At 61.9% G+C, this 17,250-nt stretch carries 15 protein-coding genes; 14 read left to right on the forward strand and 1 reads right to left on the reverse strand.

The genetic code is table 11. The features are described from left to right. Positions 1 to 82 precede the first annotated feature (82 nt). The 11 genes from pflA (at position 83) to H3S97_RS04770 (ending at position 12,254) form a co-directional block, all read left to right on the forward strand. Entirely contained in the window at positions 83 to 964 is an 882-nt protein-coding gene (pflA, locus tag H3S97_RS04720) for a pyruvate formate-lyase-activating protein (RefSeq protein WP_198176555.1), read from the forward strand. A gap of 332 nt (positions 965 to 1,296) precedes the next feature. Beyond that, positions 1,297 to 2,583 (forward strand): HRDC domain-containing protein, encoded by a 1,287-nt coding sequence (locus H3S97_RS04725; protein ID WP_198219806.1) that lies wholly within the window; start codon positions 1,297 to 1,299, stop codon positions 2,581 to 2,583. A gap of 49 nt (positions 2,584 to 2,632) precedes the next feature. Continuing rightward, positions 2,633 to 4,009 (forward strand): trigger factor, encoded by a 1,377-nt coding sequence (tig, locus tag H3S97_RS04730; protein WP_198179275.1) that lies wholly within the window; start codon positions 2,633 to 2,635, stop codon positions 4,007 to 4,009. 181 nt (positions 4,010 to 4,190) lie between these two features. Beyond that, on the forward strand, positions 4,191 to 4,778 hold the full coding sequence (locus H3S97_RS04735; RefSeq protein WP_029678947.1) for an ATP-dependent Clp protease proteolytic subunit: 588 nt from the start codon (positions 4,191 to 4,193) through the stop codon (positions 4,776 to 4,778). Positions 4,779 to 4,787: 9 nt separating this feature from the next. Next, on the forward strand, positions 4,788 to 5,456 hold the full coding sequence (locus tag H3S97_RS04740) for an ATP-dependent Clp protease proteolytic subunit (protein ID WP_198187005.1): 669 nt from the start codon (positions 4,788 to 4,790) through the stop codon (positions 5,454 to 5,456). Positions 5,457 to 5,600: 144 nt separating this feature from the next. Beyond that, positions 5,601 to 6,914, forward strand: coding sequence for an ATP-dependent Clp protease ATP-binding subunit ClpX (gene clpX / locus H3S97_RS04745; RefSeq protein WP_198219807.1), 1,314 nt, complete (start codon positions 5,601 to 5,603; stop codon positions 6,912 to 6,914). Positions 6,915 to 6,984: 70 nt separating this feature from the next. After that, complete coding sequence (locus H3S97_RS04750) at positions 6,985 to 7,923, forward strand: NAD kinase (protein WP_198219808.1); 939 nt, start codon at positions 6,985 to 6,987, stop codon at positions 7,921 to 7,923. Then, a complete protein-coding gene (locus H3S97_RS04755) occupies positions 7,923 to 9,695 on the forward strand; it encodes a DNA repair protein RecN (protein WP_198219809.1) in 1,773 nt (590 codons plus the stop codon). Before H3S97_RS04750 ends, H3S97_RS04755 begins: the two co-directional genes overlap by 1 nt. A 459-nt stretch (positions 9,696 to 10,154) precedes the next feature. Next, on the forward strand, positions 10,155 to 10,562 hold the full coding sequence (locus tag H3S97_RS04760; RefSeq protein ID WP_045924206.1) for a GntR family transcriptional regulator: 408 nt from the start codon (positions 10,155 to 10,157) through the stop codon (positions 10,560 to 10,562). A gap of 22 nt (positions 10,563 to 10,584) precedes the next feature. Next, positions 10,585 to 11,541: an ABC transporter ATP-binding protein gene (locus H3S97_RS04765; protein ID WP_408610435.1), complete on the forward strand. Its 957-nt coding sequence runs from the start codon at positions 10,585 to 10,587 to the stop codon at positions 11,539 to 11,541. Continuing rightward, positions 11,538 to 12,254 (forward strand): ABC-2 transporter permease, encoded by a 717-nt coding sequence (locus H3S97_RS04770; RefSeq protein WP_198219811.1) that lies wholly within the window; start codon positions 11,538 to 11,540, stop codon positions 12,252 to 12,254. The genes H3S97_RS04765 and H3S97_RS04770 overlap by 4 nt, the downstream gene beginning before the upstream one ends. Positions 12,255 to 12,271: 17 nt before the next feature. On the opposite strand, the gene thrC is transcribed toward H3S97_RS04770, so the two are convergent. Next, positions 12,272 to 13,753, reverse strand: a complete 1,482-nt coding sequence (thrC, locus tag H3S97_RS04775; protein WP_198219812.1) for a threonine synthase — start codon at positions 13,751 to 13,753, stop codon at positions 12,272 to 12,274. 202 nt (positions 13,754 to 13,955) lie between these two features. Here thrC and glyA point away from each other — a divergent pair, with 202 nt between their 5' ends. The 3 genes from glyA (at position 13,956) to H3S97_RS04790 (ending at position 17,250) form a co-directional block, all read left to right on the forward strand. Next, complete coding sequence (gene glyA, locus H3S97_RS04780; RefSeq protein WP_045935291.1) at positions 13,956 to 15,263, forward strand: serine hydroxymethyltransferase; 1,308 nt, start codon at positions 13,956 to 13,958, stop codon at positions 15,261 to 15,263. Between the two features lie 128 nt (positions 15,264 to 15,391). Next, positions 15,392 to 16,696 (forward strand): glutamate-5-semialdehyde dehydrogenase, encoded by a 1,305-nt coding sequence (locus H3S97_RS04785; protein WP_198184397.1) that lies wholly within the window; start codon positions 15,392 to 15,394, stop codon positions 16,694 to 16,696. Further along, the gene (locus tag H3S97_RS04790; RefSeq protein ID WP_198219813.1) at positions 16,693 to 17,250 is read left to right on the forward strand and encodes a phosphoribosylglycinamide synthetase; all 558 of its coding nucleotides are present in this window, start codon (positions 16,693 to 16,695) and stop codon (positions 17,248 to 17,250) included. The genes H3S97_RS04785 and H3S97_RS04790 overlap by 4 nt, the downstream gene beginning before the upstream one ends.

Here is a 17,250-nt window from a genome sequence, read left to right on the forward strand (position 1 = left end):
AGTCAACCGTTGATGAGACGGTGAATCATGGGGCGGGGCGCACCAAGGCCCTGCCCCTTTTCGTCTTTTTCAGGAGGATCCGATGACGGAGACCACCACCTTCCATACCACACACCCGCACATGCTCAAGGAATCCAAGGTCTACCAGAGCCAGACGCTGATGGGCGGCCTTTCGGGGTTTGAATCGCCCATTGGACTGGACCGGCACGACCGCATGAATGCCCTGCGCACGGGCGACATCGGATTTGTTCACTCCTGGGACATCAACACTTCGGTGGACGGGCCGGGTACAAGGATGACCGTCTTCATGAGCGGATGCCCCCTGCGTTGCCAGTACTGCCAGAATCCTGACACCTGGAAGATGCGTGATGGCCAGCCCGTATACCTGCAGGCCATGATCGACAAGGTGGCCCGCTACCAGGACCTCTTCAAGAGCACGGGCGGAGGAATCACCTTCAGCGGCGGCGAGTCCATGATGCAGGCAGCCTTTGTCTCACGTGTCTTTCGAGCCGCCAAGGAGATGGGCGTCCACACCTGCCTGGACACCTCGGGTTTCCTCAATCGCAACTACACCGATGCCATGATTGACGATATCGACCTGTGCCTGCTGGATGTCAAATCCGGCGACGAAGCCACCTACAAGAAGGTGACCGGCGGAACTCTGGCCCCTACAATCGAATTCGGCAAGCGTCTGGCTGCCCGTGGCAGCAAGATCTGGGTTCGCTTCGTGCTGGTGCCTGGGCTGACCGACTCCGAGGAGAACGTCGAGAATGTCGCTCGGGTGTGCGAACAGTTCAAGGATGCCATCGAGCACATTGATGTGCTGCCCTTCCATCAGCTTGGACGGCCCAAGTGGCATGAGCTGCGCATTCCTTACCCGCTGGAGGATGCCAAAGGCCCCTCTGCGGCTCTGAAGGATCGTGTCAAGAAGCAACTGGAGGCCCACGGCTTCGTGGTCTACTGAGCCTTGGAATCCAATCCGGTTCCTGGGCGGACCTAGGAGAAATCCGAATATCTTGTGTCACTCCCCATGGCGGATGTCCTGGGGAGTTTTGTTTGCTCGGGCGAAGGCCAGCAGCCCAATCAGCGAATGACCCACTTACTGAATGACCGGCACGCTGAATGACCGGCTTCGTGAATGGCAGATCCTGTGAATCAATAAACTGTCGACGAAGCCTGCTCAGTAAGAATTATCAGCGGGTTGAGGCCATGGACTATGCTTTCAGGCGTGTGTTTTCCGGGCCGGTCGGTCCGGTGGCGTGATGGAAGACAAACTAAAAAAGAGGTTGAGCGCAGGTGACCACGGAACCTAAGACGCAGCTGCTTTCAGAGCCCGCCCAGGGTGTGCCGTCGGTCATCGACGATATGGCCGGATATCGCCGGGCCTGTCGAATGCTGTCCCGAGGGAGCGGTGCGTTGGCCGCCGATGCTGAAAGGGCCTCTGGTTTCCGCTATGGCCACGACGACTACCTGGTCCAGTTCAAGCGCCAGGGGGCGGGGATATTCCTGCTGGATCCACCGGCTTTGACGCAGGCGGGCTGTGACTGGTCGGAATTCAATAAGGCTGTTGATGGGGCCCAGTGGATCATTCACGACTCCCCTCAGGATCTGCCTGGCTTCCATGCATTGGGCATGAGGCCCTCATCGCTCTTCGATACTGAGCTTGCAGCCAGGATGCTCAACCTGGGTCATTACGGCCTGTCTGCAGTGACCGCGCATTACCTGGGGCTGACGCTGGCCAAGGAGCACTCTGCCGCAGACTGGTCCTACCGCCCACTGCCGCGTGATTGGCGCAATTACGCTGCCTTGGACGTGGAGCTGCTGGATCAGGTGCGGTCGCACGAGCTGGAGGACCTGCGCCGTCACGGCAAGGATGAATGGGCCAGGCAGGAATTCGCCTGGCTGCTGGAGCAGGGCAAAATCCCCAAGCCGGAGCCTGAACAGCCCTGGCGGCATATCTCGCATATCAACGCCCTGCACAACGACCGTCGAGGCCTGGCTGTGGCCCGCTCGCTGTGGACCGCTCGAGACCAGCTGGCCCGCCGCAACGACATCGCTCCGACGCTCCTCCTGCCTGACAAGGCCATCATCGAGGCCGGCAGGCTCAAGCCGCACAACAACGCTCAGTTCCGGGCCATCCGGTCCTTGAACGAGCGGGTCAGGATTCACACCGGCGGCGAGCAGGACCGCATGTTCGAGCGCTACGCGCCCATTCAGCGCCGGGTGAGGCCCTCGGTCTGGAAACAGGCCATTCTGGAGGCGCTGAGTCTGCCCCCCGAAGAGTTGCCGGTGCCTCCCAAGCCGCGGTGTGAGGAGACCAACGCCCCCAAGTCCATGCAGGTCTGGCGGCACCGCCACCCGGACCGGTTCGCCAGGCTGGAGGCAGCACGCAAGGCGGTGGCCGAAGTGGGACGCCGGACCAACACCCCCGACGAGATTCTGATCAAGCCCCGTTACCTGCGCAACCTCTGCTGGACCGACGAACCGGAGAAGCGGGATGTGGCCGACTTCCTGCGTCAGGAGGGCGCCCGCCCCTGGCAGGTTTCACTCCTGTCAGAGTCCCTGACTCGCGCTATCATGTAACGGTTGCCTTACTGGCAGATCAAACGGTTTGGATGAATTGGAGCGCAGCGTGAAAATCAGCGTCAGAAACCTCGAGCCCACCAAGGTCAGGCTCACCATCACCGTCGATCCCGATGAGCTGAACCCCTACCTGGATCAGGCCCGTAAGGAGATCGGCAAGCAGGTGACCATCCCCGGCTTCCGCAAGGGCCATGTCCCCGGACCCATCATTGATCAGCGCGTGGGCTTTGCCAGCGTGGCGGGCGAGGCCGTCAACGCCGGCGTGCCCGAGCTCTACTCCAAGGCTCTGGAGGAGAAGCAGCTGCACGCCATGGCGCAGCCGCAGATCGATGTCAAGGACATTCCTTCCTCGGCCAAGGACGAAACCAAGCTCAAGTTCACCGCAGAGGTGGAGATTCGTCCCAAGTTCGAGCTGCCCGACATCGAGGGCATGGAAATCGAGGTCCCCAAGCCCGCCGTCACCGACGAGGACGTGGACAAGCGTCTGGACAACCTGCGTCAGCGTTTTGGCACCCTGGTCAGCGTGGATCGCCCCGCATCCAAGGGTGACTATGCCAACATCGACCTGGATGCCGTCATCGACGGTGAGTCCGTGGATTCCCAGCAGGGGGTCAGCTACGAGCTGGGTTCAAACACCATGCTGGACGGCCTGGATGAGGCCCTTGACGGGCTGTCCGCCGGGGAAGAGACCACCTTCGAGGGCACCTTGGAGGCCGGCGAGCACCAGGGCGAGAAGGCCCAGATCAAGGTCAAGGTGAACTCGGTCAAGGCCGAGGAGCTGCCCGACCTGGACGACGAGTTCGCCAAGGAGGCCTCGGAGTTCGAGACCCTGAAGGAGCTGCGCGAGGACGTGCGCAAGCAGTGCCAGGTGGATGCCGAGGGTCGGCAGGCCACTGACGCCCGCGACGCCTTCATCGCCAAGCTCCAGGACGGCCTGGACATCCCGGTGCCAAAGGGCATCAAGCAGTCCATGGTGACCGATCAACTCAAGAACACCGGCAAGGACCCGGACAAGGCCAGCAAGGACGAGAAGGCCGAGGCCGAGGAGAGCGTGGAGAAGGAACTGCGCGACCAGATGACCCTGGACGCCCTGGCTGAGAAGCTGGGCATCACGGTCAGCCAGGCCGATGTGACCAACTTCCTGGCTTCCATCGCCCAGCAGTACGGCATGGATCCCAGCGCCTTCATCAACGGTATCGTTCGCAACGGCCAGCTGGGTTCGGCCGTGCAGGAGGTCGGCCGCTCCAAGGGCATGCTGGCCGGCATGCGGGCCGTCACCTTCAAGGACCCCGATGGCCAGGAGGTGGACCTGAGCCGCTTCCTGGGCGAGGATGAGCCCGAGGCCCAGGAGGAGCAGGACGAGAGCGTCCAGGCTGCCTCCGCCGCTGCTGAAGTGGCCGACCAGCTCTCCCAGGATCAGGAGTAGCTCACAAGTCGCAACGAACAGGGCCGCACCCAGTGGCGAAACAGCCTGGGTGCGGCCCTGTCGTAGCGGTTGCGCAAAGAGCGGAAAGACCACGGCCGCGTCGATTGCGGGGGCTACTCTCAATACAGATACGTTTATCGAAGGAGACAGGGTGAACAACTCATTGGCAACCAGTCCCGTGATGGAGGAGGGGGAGGCCCCTACGCCGACCGATCCCATCTTCAACCGACTGCTCAAGGACAGGATCATCTGGCTGGGGGACGAGGTCAAGGACGCCAACGCCAACGTCATCTGCGCACAGATGCTGATGCTGGCGGCCGAGGATCCCAAGAAGGATATCTGGCTCTACATCAATTCGCCTGGTGGCTCCATTACGGCGGGCATGGCCATCTATGACACCATGCAGCTGATCGAGCCCGACGTGGCCACGGTCGCGGTCGGGATGGCTGCCTCAATGGGCCAGTTCCTGCTCTCTAGCGGAGCCAAGGGCAAGCGCTTCGTCACCTCCCATGCACGGGTGCTCATGCATCAGCCCTCGGGTGGCGTCGGAGGCACGGCCACCGATGTCAGGATCAACGCCGAGCTGATCATGGACATGAAGCGCACGCTCTCCCAGCTGACGGCCGAGCAGACCGGCCACACCCTGGAAGAAATCTACCGGGACAATGAATACGATCACTGGTTCACGGCCCAGCAGGCCCTGGAGTACGGCTTTGTCGACCGGATCGTGACCACCCACGGCACTATGACCGCGGATCAAGGGAAGTGAGCACTCCACATGGCATCTGAAGAAGCGCAATTCGTAGCACGGGCCCGTCGATTGGCTGGCCCTCGTGGCCTGGCCGCCATGCCCACCGACCGTTATGTGCTGCCGCAGTTCGAGGAGCGCACCCCCTACGGCTACAAGCGCCAGGACCCATACACCAGGCTCTTCGACGACAGGATCATCTTCATGGGCGTCCAGGTGGATGACACGTCCTCGGACGACATCATGGCCCAGCTCCTGGTTCTGGAGAGCCAGGATCCCAACCGCGACGTGATCATCTACATCAACTCGCCGGGGGGATCCATGACGGCCATGACCGCCATCTATGACACCATGCAGTACATCAAGCCCGATGTGCAGACTGTCTGCCTGGGCCAGGCTGCCTCGGCTGCTGCCGTTCTGCTGGCCGCCGGCACCAAGGGCAAGCGCCTGATTCTGCCCAACGCCCGTGTGCTCATCCACCAGCCGGCCATGGAGCAGGACTTCGGCAAGGCCACCGAGATCGAGATCCAGGCCAAGGAGATGCTGCGCATGCGCACCTGGCTGGAGGAGACACTGGCCAAGCACACCGGCCAGGATGTGGAAAAGATCCGCAAGGATATCGAGGTGGACACCATTCTGACCGCCCAGCAGGCCAAGGATTACGGGATGGTGGACGAGGTCCTGGAGCACCGCGATTAGCTCCGGTGACTGCGCACATGATTGATCGTCCGGATGGCGGCGGGCCCCTGGGGTCTACGGCCTCCGGACGTTTTTGGCATCATGGACGATGCCGCTCAAATATGATTTCGGCGATTCTTGCGGATTCTCCGGGAAGGGAGAGCCATGGGCCGTGTGGTCAGCTACAATGACGGACTGAATCGCTGCGAGTTCTGCGGCAAGGACGAGCATCAGGTGCGCCGTCTGGTCAAGGGACCTTCCTGCGCAATCTGCGATGAATGCATACGCCTATGCGCACAGATCATCCAGGAGGATATGGCCAAGGATGCCGCCGATCAGCGGGTGTCCCTGCCTGCGCCCTCAAAGATATTCGCCTATCTGAACCGGTACGTCATCGGCCAGGAGGCTGCCAAGCGCACACTGTCGGTTGCTGTCTACAACCACTACAAGCGCGTGAACATGGACCTGGGCGACCGTGGCCGTATTGCTGACACTACGTTTGAGAGAAAGAATGCTGCACTACGCGTCCAGGTGGACAAGTCCAACATCCTGCTCATGGGTCCCACCGGCGTAGGCAAGACCTACCTGGCACGAACCTTGGCAACCATCATGAACGTCCCCTTCGTCATTGTGGATGCGACCAGCCTGACCGAGGCTGGGTATGTGGGCGAGGATGTGGAATCCGTCCTGCAGGGGCTGCTCCAGGCCGCCGACGGCAATATGGACCTGGCCCAGCGGGGGATCATCTACATCGACGAGATCGACAAGATCGCCAGAAAATCCGGGGAGAACACCTCCATCACCCGTGACGTGTCCGGCGAGGGGGTCCAGCAGGCCCTGCTCAAGATCATCGAGGGCACCCAGGCCCGTGTGCCGGTACAGGGTTCGCGGCGGCACGGCGATGTCCGCACGGTCGTCATGGACACGGCCAACATCCTCTTCATCTGCGGCGGCGCCTTCGTCGGTCTGGAGGAGATCGTCCGTCGGCGGTTGGGCCTGCGGGAGAGCGGATTCTCGGCTACTCAGGGCAGCGATAGGGTGCCCGACGACCGGGTCATGAGTCAGGTCAGGTCCGAGGACCTGGAACAGTTTGGCCTGCTTCCCGAGTTCGTGGGGCGGTTGCCGGTCATCTCAACACTGGAGCCGCTGGGCGCCGATGAGTTGCGGCGGGTGCTGACCGAACCGGACAATGCCCTGGTCGACCAGTACCGGCGCATGTTCCTGGATGACGGGGCCGATCTGGTCTTCACCGATGCCGCCCTGGACCGTGTTGCCGCCATCGCCCTGGAGCGCAAGGTCGGCGCCCGAGGGCTGCGTGGAATCATCGAGCACACCTTGGAGGCGACCATGTTCGAGCTGCCCGACAGGACGGATGTCTCCCGTGTTGTGGTGGATGCCGATGCCGTGGAAGGGACCGGATCGCCCCGGTATGAGACCGGGCGAGGCATGGCCGAGGCTGCTGGTCGTCGTTTGGCCTGACCCCGCCGCGATGAGCGCCGCTGTTGGCCGGGCCCGATAGGATGATCATTGTTGCCGGAAGGGAGGCCCCATGGGTGCTCGTAGCGCTGTCGTGGTCACGCACAGCCGGGTCCGGGCAAGCGGCCACCTGGTTGACGAGGTCGAGGAGCAGCTGCGCCGGGACGGATTTCGCGTCTCGATTGTCGACAACATCGCCGCCCCGGAATTCGGCAGTCCCAGCCAGAAGGTGGCCGACGACACCGAGATCGTCATCGTCCTGGGCGGCGACGGGACCATTCTGCGGGCTGCAGAGCTGGTCAAGGGCACCGAGGTGCCCATCCTGGGTGTCAATCTGGGTCACGTGGGGTTCCTGGCCGAGTTCGAGAGCTTCCAGATAGGGGAGGCCATTCGCCGGGTGGCCGATCATGACTATTCCATCGACGAGCGCATGGTGGCCCATGTGGACCTGTGGATACCCGGAGCCGATCGACCACTGAGCGACTGGGCCCTTAATGACATGACCCTGGAACGATATGATCGGGGCAAGATGATCGAGGTATCGGTCCGAGTGGACGATGTGGAGATGAGCTCCTTCGGCTGCGACGGCATGATCGTGGCCACCCCGACCGGATCGACGGCCTATGCCTTTTCGGTGGGCGGGCCCATCGTCTGGCCGGATGCACAGTCGCTGCAGATGGTGCCCATAGCTGCCCACGCCCTCTTTGCCAGGTCCCTGATCATCGGCCCCAAGTCGCAGTTCACCCTGGATATTCTGGGTGATTCCCAGTCGGCCGGCTGGATCTGCAACGATGGGCGCCGTCAACGGCCTGTGCCCAAGCGGTCCCGCATTGTGGTGCGACAGTCCCGCGACATCCTGCGTTTGGCCAGGCTGTCGGGGGTGCCCTTCACCAGACGGCTGGTCTCCAAGTTCGACCTGCCGGTGGTCGGCTGGAGGGAACAGCATCGCCCCTCTGCAGCTGTGAACGGGCAGGACCAGGGGGAGCCGCCGGAGTCGAACAAGGAGCATTGATGCTGGAAGAGCTGGAAGTACGAGACCTGGGTCCCATCCACCATGCCCTGCTGCGCCCTGCTGCTGGCATGACGGCCATCACCGGGGAGACCGGGGCTGGCAAGTCCATGCTGCTCAACGCCATCAGGCTGATCTCAGGGTCCACCGCCCGTCCGCAATTGGTGTCGCCCGGAGCACACGAGTCCTGGGTCCAGGGGATTTTTGACGCTGGCTCGCCGGGAGCCGAGAATCCAGTGACCGCTGTCATAACCGGGGCTGGCTTGCCCTTGGAGGATGAGGGGCAGATCTTCCTGGCGAGGGCCATGCCTGTCAAGGGGCGTTCCCGTGCCGCTCTGAACGGCAGAACTGCTCCTCGAGGCCTGCTGCAGGAGGTGGCTGGGATGCTGGTCACTGTCCATGGCCAGGCGGATCAGATGCGTATGGCCAGCCCGGCCCGGCAGCGTGAATTTCTGGATGCCTACGCTGGTGACGGTCCGCAGCTGGAGGCTTTTTCCAAGGCCTTCAGGCAGTACCGACAGGCCCAGGACCATCTGGAGGAGCTGCGTAACCAGCAGTCCGGCGCTATGGCCCAGGCAGATTATCTCCGGGAATCCATCGCCCGGATCGACCGGGTCGACCCGCATTCCGGCGAAGATCGTGAACTCAAGGCTCAGCGGGACAGGATCGAGCACGCGGCCCAGATCAGTCAGGGAGTCATGGCCGCACTGTCCGCCCTGGACTCCGGCCAGATCGACCCGGATGCCGATGCACCTTCGGCTACGGCCTTGGTGGAACGGGCCATTGCCGCCCTGGAGGGCATCGGCGTGGAGGGGGTCTTTCAGGAGTCGGCCCAGCGGTTGCGGTCGCTGAATGCCGACCTGTCTGACCTGGTCTTCACCCTGAGCAGCCAGCTGGACGACGAGGGCCAGGAGGGCGACCTGGACAAGATCAACGCACGCATTCACGATCTGGATGAGCTGACCCGACGCTGGGGGCCGGACATCGACGACGTTCTGGCCTGGCGCAAGAAGGCTGCATTTGAACTTGAGGACATGGATGCCTCACCCGAGAAGCTTGAGGAGCTCCAAGGGCAGGTTGAGCAACTTCGCGGAAGCGCTTTGAAGGCCGCTCGGAATCTGTCTGTGTCACGGGGCAAGGCTGCACGAAGGCTGAGCGAACTTGTCGACGGTGAATTGCACTCCCTGGCCATGGCGGGTGCCGGGCTGGAGATCCGCGTCAGACCACGTCAGGACCAGGACATGGATGTGCATGGTCTGGATCAGATCGACTTTCTCTTCAGGCCGTATCCGGGTTCGGACCTGCTGCCCATGGGCAAGAGCGCCTCTGGCGGCGAACTCAGCCGACTCATGCTGGCCCTGGAGCTGGTGGCCGCCGAAGGCCGGACATCATCGCGGCCTGACGGGTCTGGCCATGGACATGCTGGCCGTGATTCCCAGGTCGGCGACTCGACGATGACCTTCATCTTCGACGAGGTGGATGCTGGCGTCGGCGGTCGGGCAGCTGTAGAACTGGGTCGTCGTCTGGCCCGGCTGGCGGTCACCGCCCAGGTGATCGTGGTCACACACCTGCCGCAGGTGGCTTCCTGGGCTGATCGACAGTTCGTCGTGGCCAAAGGGAGTGAAGGCGGCGATGCCGTAGAGACCCTGGTTCGCCAGGTGGAGGGCGAGGACAGGGAGCGGGAGATTGCCCGGATGCTGGCCGGCAGCGAGTCCACGACCTCCCTGAAGCATGCCCGAGAGCTTCTGTCCTCCAGCAGGCTCCAGGTCCGATAGGTCTGGTTGTAGCCTCAACCTTGCCATGCCAAAGTTCGTCGATTCAGCGACTTTGAGAAGGTTTGCCGACTTTGTTGCGGGCGACTTTGCTGCCTTTGTGGCCGTGCCGCTGCTTGATTGACATCTGTCATTCTGTTGCTTTTTCATTCTGTTGCCCTGACAGCAGGCAATCGGCTGTAGATGACCGTGTGGTAACACCCGTGCTTGATTTTCGTTGATGACACCGTATCCGCCCTTGGCATGTGCAATGCGGCAACGACCTGGTCAACATGGATTTTGTCCGAAGCCTTGATTGGTCGGGATTTCAGCACTGCAGCGCCGTTTCTATGGAATCTGTGAATCACGTCCTGAGAAGATCGGCGGCAAAGTTTGTCTTCATGATCAAACTGTTATAGTGTATACATGAACACCGGTACAGCTCAGCCAGGGTCGTGCCGACCATCAATGAAAGGGGCTTGGATGAAGCTGATCATTTCATCCCTGTCCGGACAGCCGATTTATCGGCAAATCGAGGACCAGATACGTTCGGCTATCCTGACCGGAGACCTGAAAGCAGGGGAGGGACTGCCCTCTCTGCGACATCTCTCGCAGGAGCTCAGGGTGTCCGTGCTGACCGTGACCCGTGCCTATACCGAACTCGCTCAAGAGGGTTTGGTGGAGAACATCCAGGGCAAGGGGACCTTCGTGGCCGACAGCGGCGACCAGGTCATGCGGCGGCATCTGGAGGACCGCGTGCAGTCCCTGCTGGGCGAGGCGGTCGATACGGCTCGTCGGGCCGGTATGGAGCCGGACCGAATTCGCGGCCTGCTCGACGGTCTGCTGGGGGACAAGGGTTCTGCGCCAGCGTCCGAAGAAGGAAAGGAATAGCAGCATGTGTGCATCACCGCCGATGACGACTTCTGGTGAAGATGTCGACTATGCCCTGCGCGTCAGCGACCTTGGGAAAAGCTACGTCAAGGCTGACGGCACAGGTTTCCGCCTGCACCAGGTCACCATGGACCTGCCCATGGGCTACATCATGGGATTGATAGGCCCCAACGGTGCAGGTAAATCCACCCTGATCCGGCTCTTGCTGAATATGACTCGCCGAGACAGCGGAGAAATCAGCATTCTGGGCCGTGATCCCTTGAGTCAGGAGGAGGAGGTCAAAGCAGACCTGGGTGTGGTCTTCGATTCCATTTATTTCCTTGAGGCGTGGAAGGTCAAGGCCGTCGAGCCAGTGATGGCACCCATGTATCCCTCTTGGGACAGTGATCGCTATCATGACTATCTGCGTCGGTTCGGTCTGCAGGAAAACCGCAGAATCGGCAAGCTTTCCCGTGGCATGCAGATGAAACTGATGCTGGCCGTCGCCCTCAGCCACGATGCAAGGCTCTTGATTCTGGATGAGCCCACCAGTGGTCTGGATGTCCTGGCCAGGGACGAGCTCATGGATATTCTGCTGGACTACATCGGCGACGGTCGTCACTCGGTGCTTTTCTCCACGCACATCACCGCGGATCTTGAACGGGTGGCTGACTTCGTCACCTACATCAATCGAGGATCTGTCTTCTACACCGGCCCCAAGGACGAGTTGATGGAGGCTTTTCATATAGTGAGAGGAGGGCCGGACGATCTGTCTAGAGCACAAATGCCGCATCTGATGGGCTTGCAGCGTTCCGCCACGGGTTTCGAGGCTTTGGTGCCCACTGAACACTTGAAGGATTTTCTGGCATCGGCTTCCCCTGCCGCCGTGGAGCCTTCGGATGGCCGCTACCTGGTGGAGTGGGCCGACTTTGACAACATCATCAGACTGACCGCGGGCTCACCTGCCGCGACCGACAGGAATAAGGAGGTGGAGTCATGAAGGCGATAGCCAAGCAGATCAGGTTGGACATGCAACGTTTCTCAGGAGCAGGGAGAACCTGTGTCGGTGTGCTGATTTTCATGTCCGTGCCCCTCATCGGAATCCTGTTGAACCTAGTCATGGCCCTGACAGGCAATGACGGGGAAGATGCACGGACTGCGTTGACGGGGGCAGTAACCAGCATGGGAATCGGACTGCTTGTAGGCCTGGTATTCGGTATGTTCGTCGATTTCAGCAATACGGCAATTCGCTTGAACGGTCTGCTGCCCATAACACGTGATCACCAGGTATTCGGACGCTATGCTGCTGTAATTCTGCTGGTCCTAGTTCAGTCTTGCGGCTATGCAATATTCTTCTTCTACGCTACTGATTCATTTTTGCATGGTCAGGACCATTGGCGCGACACTGTCTTGTTTGCTTCGGGGTTGTTCCTGTTGGAGTCTTTGCTCTTTGCGGTAGCTACACCCTTGTTTTATTGGCTGGAGCCAGTTAAGGCAATGATAGTCTTCCTGGCGCTTCTTGGTTTGGTGCCAATCATGGCCCTTATCGGCAGTTTGCTGCCCTTGGACTGGGGGACCCTCTGGAATTCAATCATGCGATCTTTGACTTCCGACCTGTGGCGGCCGATGGTCCTCGGGCTGGCCTTGATTCTGGCGGTTGATATGGTTTCGATAGTCATATCTCGCAAGGTCTATGCCAGGAAGGAGATCTGAGCCAATTTGTCCAGGTTTCAGGACTGCATGACCGCGTGGCGGACGTAGTCGGACATCTCCCTGGGATCGATGCAGTCCTGAAAGCGCACAGGTGCGCTTTCCAGGGCGCGCAGAGCCTTGGGAGGCCTGGTGTTGGTGGCCTCGGCCAGGATGTCCATGCAGCCGAAATCGCTGTCCGGGGTCTCCAGACCCAGGGATTGGCAGACCACCCGGGGGAACTTGTAGGGGCTGGCCGTGGACAGCAGCACCCGGGGTACGGCAGGATTCCTGTCGGTCTGCCCGGTCATGACCTGGTAGCCGCAGGCCGTGTGCGGATCGATCAGGTATCCACGGTCCTCCCAGCAGCCGCTGATGGCTGAGGCCACCTGGTCCTCGTCGGCCCAGCCACAGGAGAAGAGCTCGCGGATTCTGGTCATCAGGGCTTTGGGCACCTGGTAGCGTCCAGTGGACTCCAAATCGGCCATAAGCGAGGCAATCAGTTTGGTGTCGCCGTCGGCCATGTAGTAGAGCATCCGTTCCAGGTTGGAGGAAATCAGGATGTCCATGCTGGGGGAGGTGGTGGTGTAGAAGGGGCGGTTGCGGTCATAGACGCCTGTGGTCAGGAAGTCGTTGAGGACCCGGTTGCGGTCCGAGGCCACGGTCAGGCGGGCCACCGGAAGCCCCATCATCTTGGCGTAGTATCCGGCCAGCACATCGCCGAAGTTGCCGGTGGGCACGCAGAATTCGACCGGATCCCCGGGTCTGATCACCCCTCGTTCCATCAGGGACCCGTAGGCCCGGAAGTAGTAGACGACCTGCGGAGCCAGGCGGCCCACGTTGATGGAGTTGGCCGAGGAGAGGACGGTCGAGGCCTTCTCCTCCAGTTCACGAGCCAGATCGGTGTCGGCGAAGATGGACTTGACTGCGGACTGGGCATCGTCGAAATTGCCCCGAACCGCACAGACCTGCAGGTTGCCGCCCTGCTGGGTGACCATCTGCAGGCGCTGAATCTGACTGACCTTGCCCTGAGGATAGAAAACAGTGATGCCCGTGCCCGGCGCGTCTGCGAATCCGGCCAGCGCCGCCTTGCCCGTGTCTCCGGAGGTGGCGGTGAGCACCATGATCCGTTCGCCATCCTCCCCGGCCAGGGCCATCAGTCTCGGCAGAAGCTGCAAGGCCACATCCTTGAAGGCCGAGGTGGGCCCGCGGAAGAGCTCCAGTACGAAGTCGTTGCCGCCCAGGTCCACCAGAGGGGTTATTGCCGGATCGGACCACTGTTCTCCGTAGGCTGCGTCCAGGCAGGAGTCCAGCTGAGCGGAAGAGTAATCGCTCAGCAGTCCCGAAAGGACCAGTTTGGCCGTGCCCCTGTAGTCCAGGCCGGCAACCGTGGCAGGGTCGATGGTCAGTGCGTCCAGTCCATCGCTGACGTAGAGTCCGCCGTCAGGGGCCAGGCCCCGTCTGATGGCCTGCTTGGACTGCAGCTGCTCCCTGTCGCCTCGGGTGCTGTGGTATGTGCTCATGGTTGCCTGCCCCTCCGCCATGTCGCCGAACTCATCATTACCAAGGCATTCTACCCCGTGCAGGGGTCCGAACCATTGCACTGCTCGGCTCGCGGAGGAAACTGTCTGTGGACGTCAGGGCCTGCCAGGGGCCGGCATGGCGTACAGTATTGCCCACCAGCCCTGTATCCGAGGCTGTATGTCAAAGACAAAGGAGCGACCCATGGTCGAAGAGAACCCGGTACAGCAATCCTACGATGTCCTGAACTCTTCGATCTCGCAGGTGGATCCGGAGATCGCCGCACTGCTGGATGGGGAGTTGGAGCGTCAGCGCGGCGGCCTGGAGATGATCGCCTCTGAGAACTTCGTGCCCAAGGCCGTCCTGCAGGCCCAGGGATCCGTGCTGACCAACAAGTACGCCGAGGGCTATCCCGGCAGACGCTACTACGGCGGATGCGAGTGGGTGGACCAGGTCGAGAACCTGGCCCGGGACCGTGCCAAGGCCCTGTTCGGCGCCGAATATGCCAACGTCCAGCCCCATTCGGGCGCCCAGGCCAATGCCGCCGTTTACCAGGCCCTGATTAAGCCCGGCGACACCGTGCTGGGACTGGCCCTGGACCATGGCGGCCACCTGACTCACGGAATGAAGATCAACTTCTCCGGACGCTTTTATCATGCCGAATCCTACGGGGTCGATCCGGACACCTTCCGCATCGAGCCCGAGATTATCCGTCAACGGGCCCTGGAGACCCATCCGGCCTTAATCATCGGCGGGTGGAGCGCCTATCCGCGCATTGAGGACTTTGCAGCCATGAAGGAGATCGCTGACGAGGTGGGGGCCAAGTTCTGGGTGGATATGGCCCACTTCGCGGGTATGGTGGCAGCCGGTCTGCATCCCAGCCCAGTGCCCTATGCCGATGTGGTCTCCTCCACGGCCCACAAGACCCTGGGCGGACCCAGGTCCGGGTTCATCCTGGCTCGTCAGGAGTATGCCAAGAAGCTCAACTCCTCGGTCTTCCCCGGCAACCAGGGCGGACCGCTCATGCATGTGATCGCCGCCAAGGCCGTGGCTTTCAAGCTGGCCGGCACGCCTGAATTCAAGGAAAGGATGGAGCGCACCCTGGAGGGCGCCAAGATTCTGGCCGAGCGTCTGATGGCCAAGGATGTGGCCGACAACGGCATCACCGTGCTCACTGGAGGTACGGACGTCCACCTGGTCATGGTGGATCTGCGCAACAGCGAGATGGACGGCCGTCAGGGGGAGGACCTGCTGGCCAGGATCGGCATCACCGTCAACCGCAATACGGTGCCCTTCGATCCGCGCCCGGCATCTGTGGCCTCCGGTCTGCGCATCGGAACCTCCGCCCTGGCCACACGCGGATTCGGCCCGGCTCAGTATGAGGAGGTGGCCGACGTGATCGGCACTGCGCTGGCCCAGGGTCCCCAGGCGGATCTGGATGCCCTCAAGGCCCGGGTGGACCGGCTGGTCGAGGCCTTCCCGCTCTATCCTGAGCTGGACCAGACCCACTGAACGGCCCTTATAGGAGGGAGGCGCAGCAATGCCCTCCCTCCTCCTGTCGTCATTGCCCCCGCAGAGGGTTACAATCGGTACAGAATATGGGTCTGGCGGACACGCCAGGGCGAAAGGATCTGACGAACATGAGTGAAAACGAGAACTCCGATCGTCAGGATGTGTTCGATCGGGTCTGTGCCATGGCTGATGCGGCGGCCGCCGCACAGGCAGGTCTGGCGGGCATGACCGGTCAGGCCAGGAATGCCCTCCTGCTGGCCCTGGCCGATGCGTTGATCGACCAGGCCGATCAGATTGCCGCAGTCAATGAACAGGACTGCACCCAGGCTTTTGAAGAAGGGATGAGCGCCGGTCTGATCGACCGTCTGCGCCTGGACAAGGTTCGTATCGCTGATGCCGCCCGGGGCGTGCGCATGGTGGCCGGGCTGACCGATCCCCTGGGCGAGGTGGTTCGCGGCCATGACATGCCCAACGGCATGCGGCTCAATCAGGTGCGGGTTCCCCTGGGCGTGGTGGCCATGATCTACGAGGCCCGGCCCAATGTCACCATCGATGTGGTGGCCCTCTGCCTCAAGTCCGGCAATGCGGCCCTCCTGCGAGGGGGTCACGCGGCCCAGCGCACCAATCGCGCCCTGGTGGAGCTGATAGGCGGGGTGCTTCGTGAGCAGGGGTTGGATTCGGCTCTGGTGGCTTCCGTGGACCGATACGGTCGCGAGGGGGCCCAGGCCCTGATGAAGGCACGCGGCCACGTCGATCTGCTGGTGCCCAGGGGTGGCCGAGGGCTGATCCGCAGCGTAATCGAGCAGGCCACCGTACCCACCATCGAGACCGGGGCTGGCAATGTCCATATTTATGTGGACCGCTCGGTGGACATGGATCAGGCCATTCCCATCATCGTCAACGCCAAGACCCAGCGGGTGGGCGTCTGCAACGCCGCCGAAAAACTGATCGTCCACCGGGATGTGGCCGATGAATTCCTGCCACGTGTGGCGCAAGCGCTGACCCAGGCCCAGGTCGAGCTGCACCTGGATGCGGTCTCCATGGACATCCTTGCCGGACATGGTCTGCCCGAAGAGCTGCTGGTCCGCGCAGAAGAGGATGACTGGGATCGTGAGTATCTGGACCTGAAGATGGGGGTACGTGTGGTGGACTCCCTGGATCAGGCCATCGAGCACATCAACCGTCACTCCACCGGCCATACCGAGGCCATCCTGGCCCGGGACTACGAGGCTGTGGAGGAGTTCTCCCGCCGGGTGGATTCGGCTGTGATCATGGTCAATGCCTCAACCAGATTCACCGATGGTGGCATGTTCGGCATGGGCGCGGAGCTGGGCATCTCCACCCAGAAGCTGCATGCCCGAGGACCCATGGGTCTGCAGGAGCTTACCACCACCAAATGGATCGGCTACGGCAGGGGGCAGGTGCGGCCGTGAACGAGAAGATCGAAGAGCTCTTCCAACGCGAGCACGACAATCCGCGTATCTGGCTGAGGGTGGCTTCAGAGCGGCTGAGCCTGCTGCGGTACGTCTTTCTGGTCCAAATCGAGGACGGCATCCCGGATGCGGACCAGCGTTCCTGCCTGGAGTACGCCGATGCGGTCCTGATTGGCTGGCCTGATGAACATGCCGATGATGTGCATGACCTGGACCAGGACCAGCTCAACCAGGTCAGGCAGGACATCACCGTCATGGAGGAGCGTGTGCCGGTCTTCCGCAAACAGGAGCAGGAGGGTCGCATCGCCGACCTGTCCGATTCATTGGTAGCCATCACCGGATGCGTGGCCCAGGTCCGTCGGGCCTACCAGCCGGGCTTCCCCCTGCCCACCTACTCCGAGATCCGCCGCGTGGTCCAGGAGGAGTGGAATGCCGACATGGAGCGGATCGATCCTGACCGGGTCAACCCCAGCGCCGAGCAGATGCGCCAGGAGGCCGAGTCCGAGAACGAGGAGAACGCCTCGGAAGCCAGACGGGAGGGCGAGCAGGCGTGA

Origin of the sequence: Bifidobacterium choladohabitans (assembly GCF_016102005.1) — a bacterium.
Lineage (GTDB): Bacteria > Actinomycetota > Actinomycetes > Actinomycetales > Bifidobacteriaceae > Bombiscardovia > Bombiscardovia choladohabitans.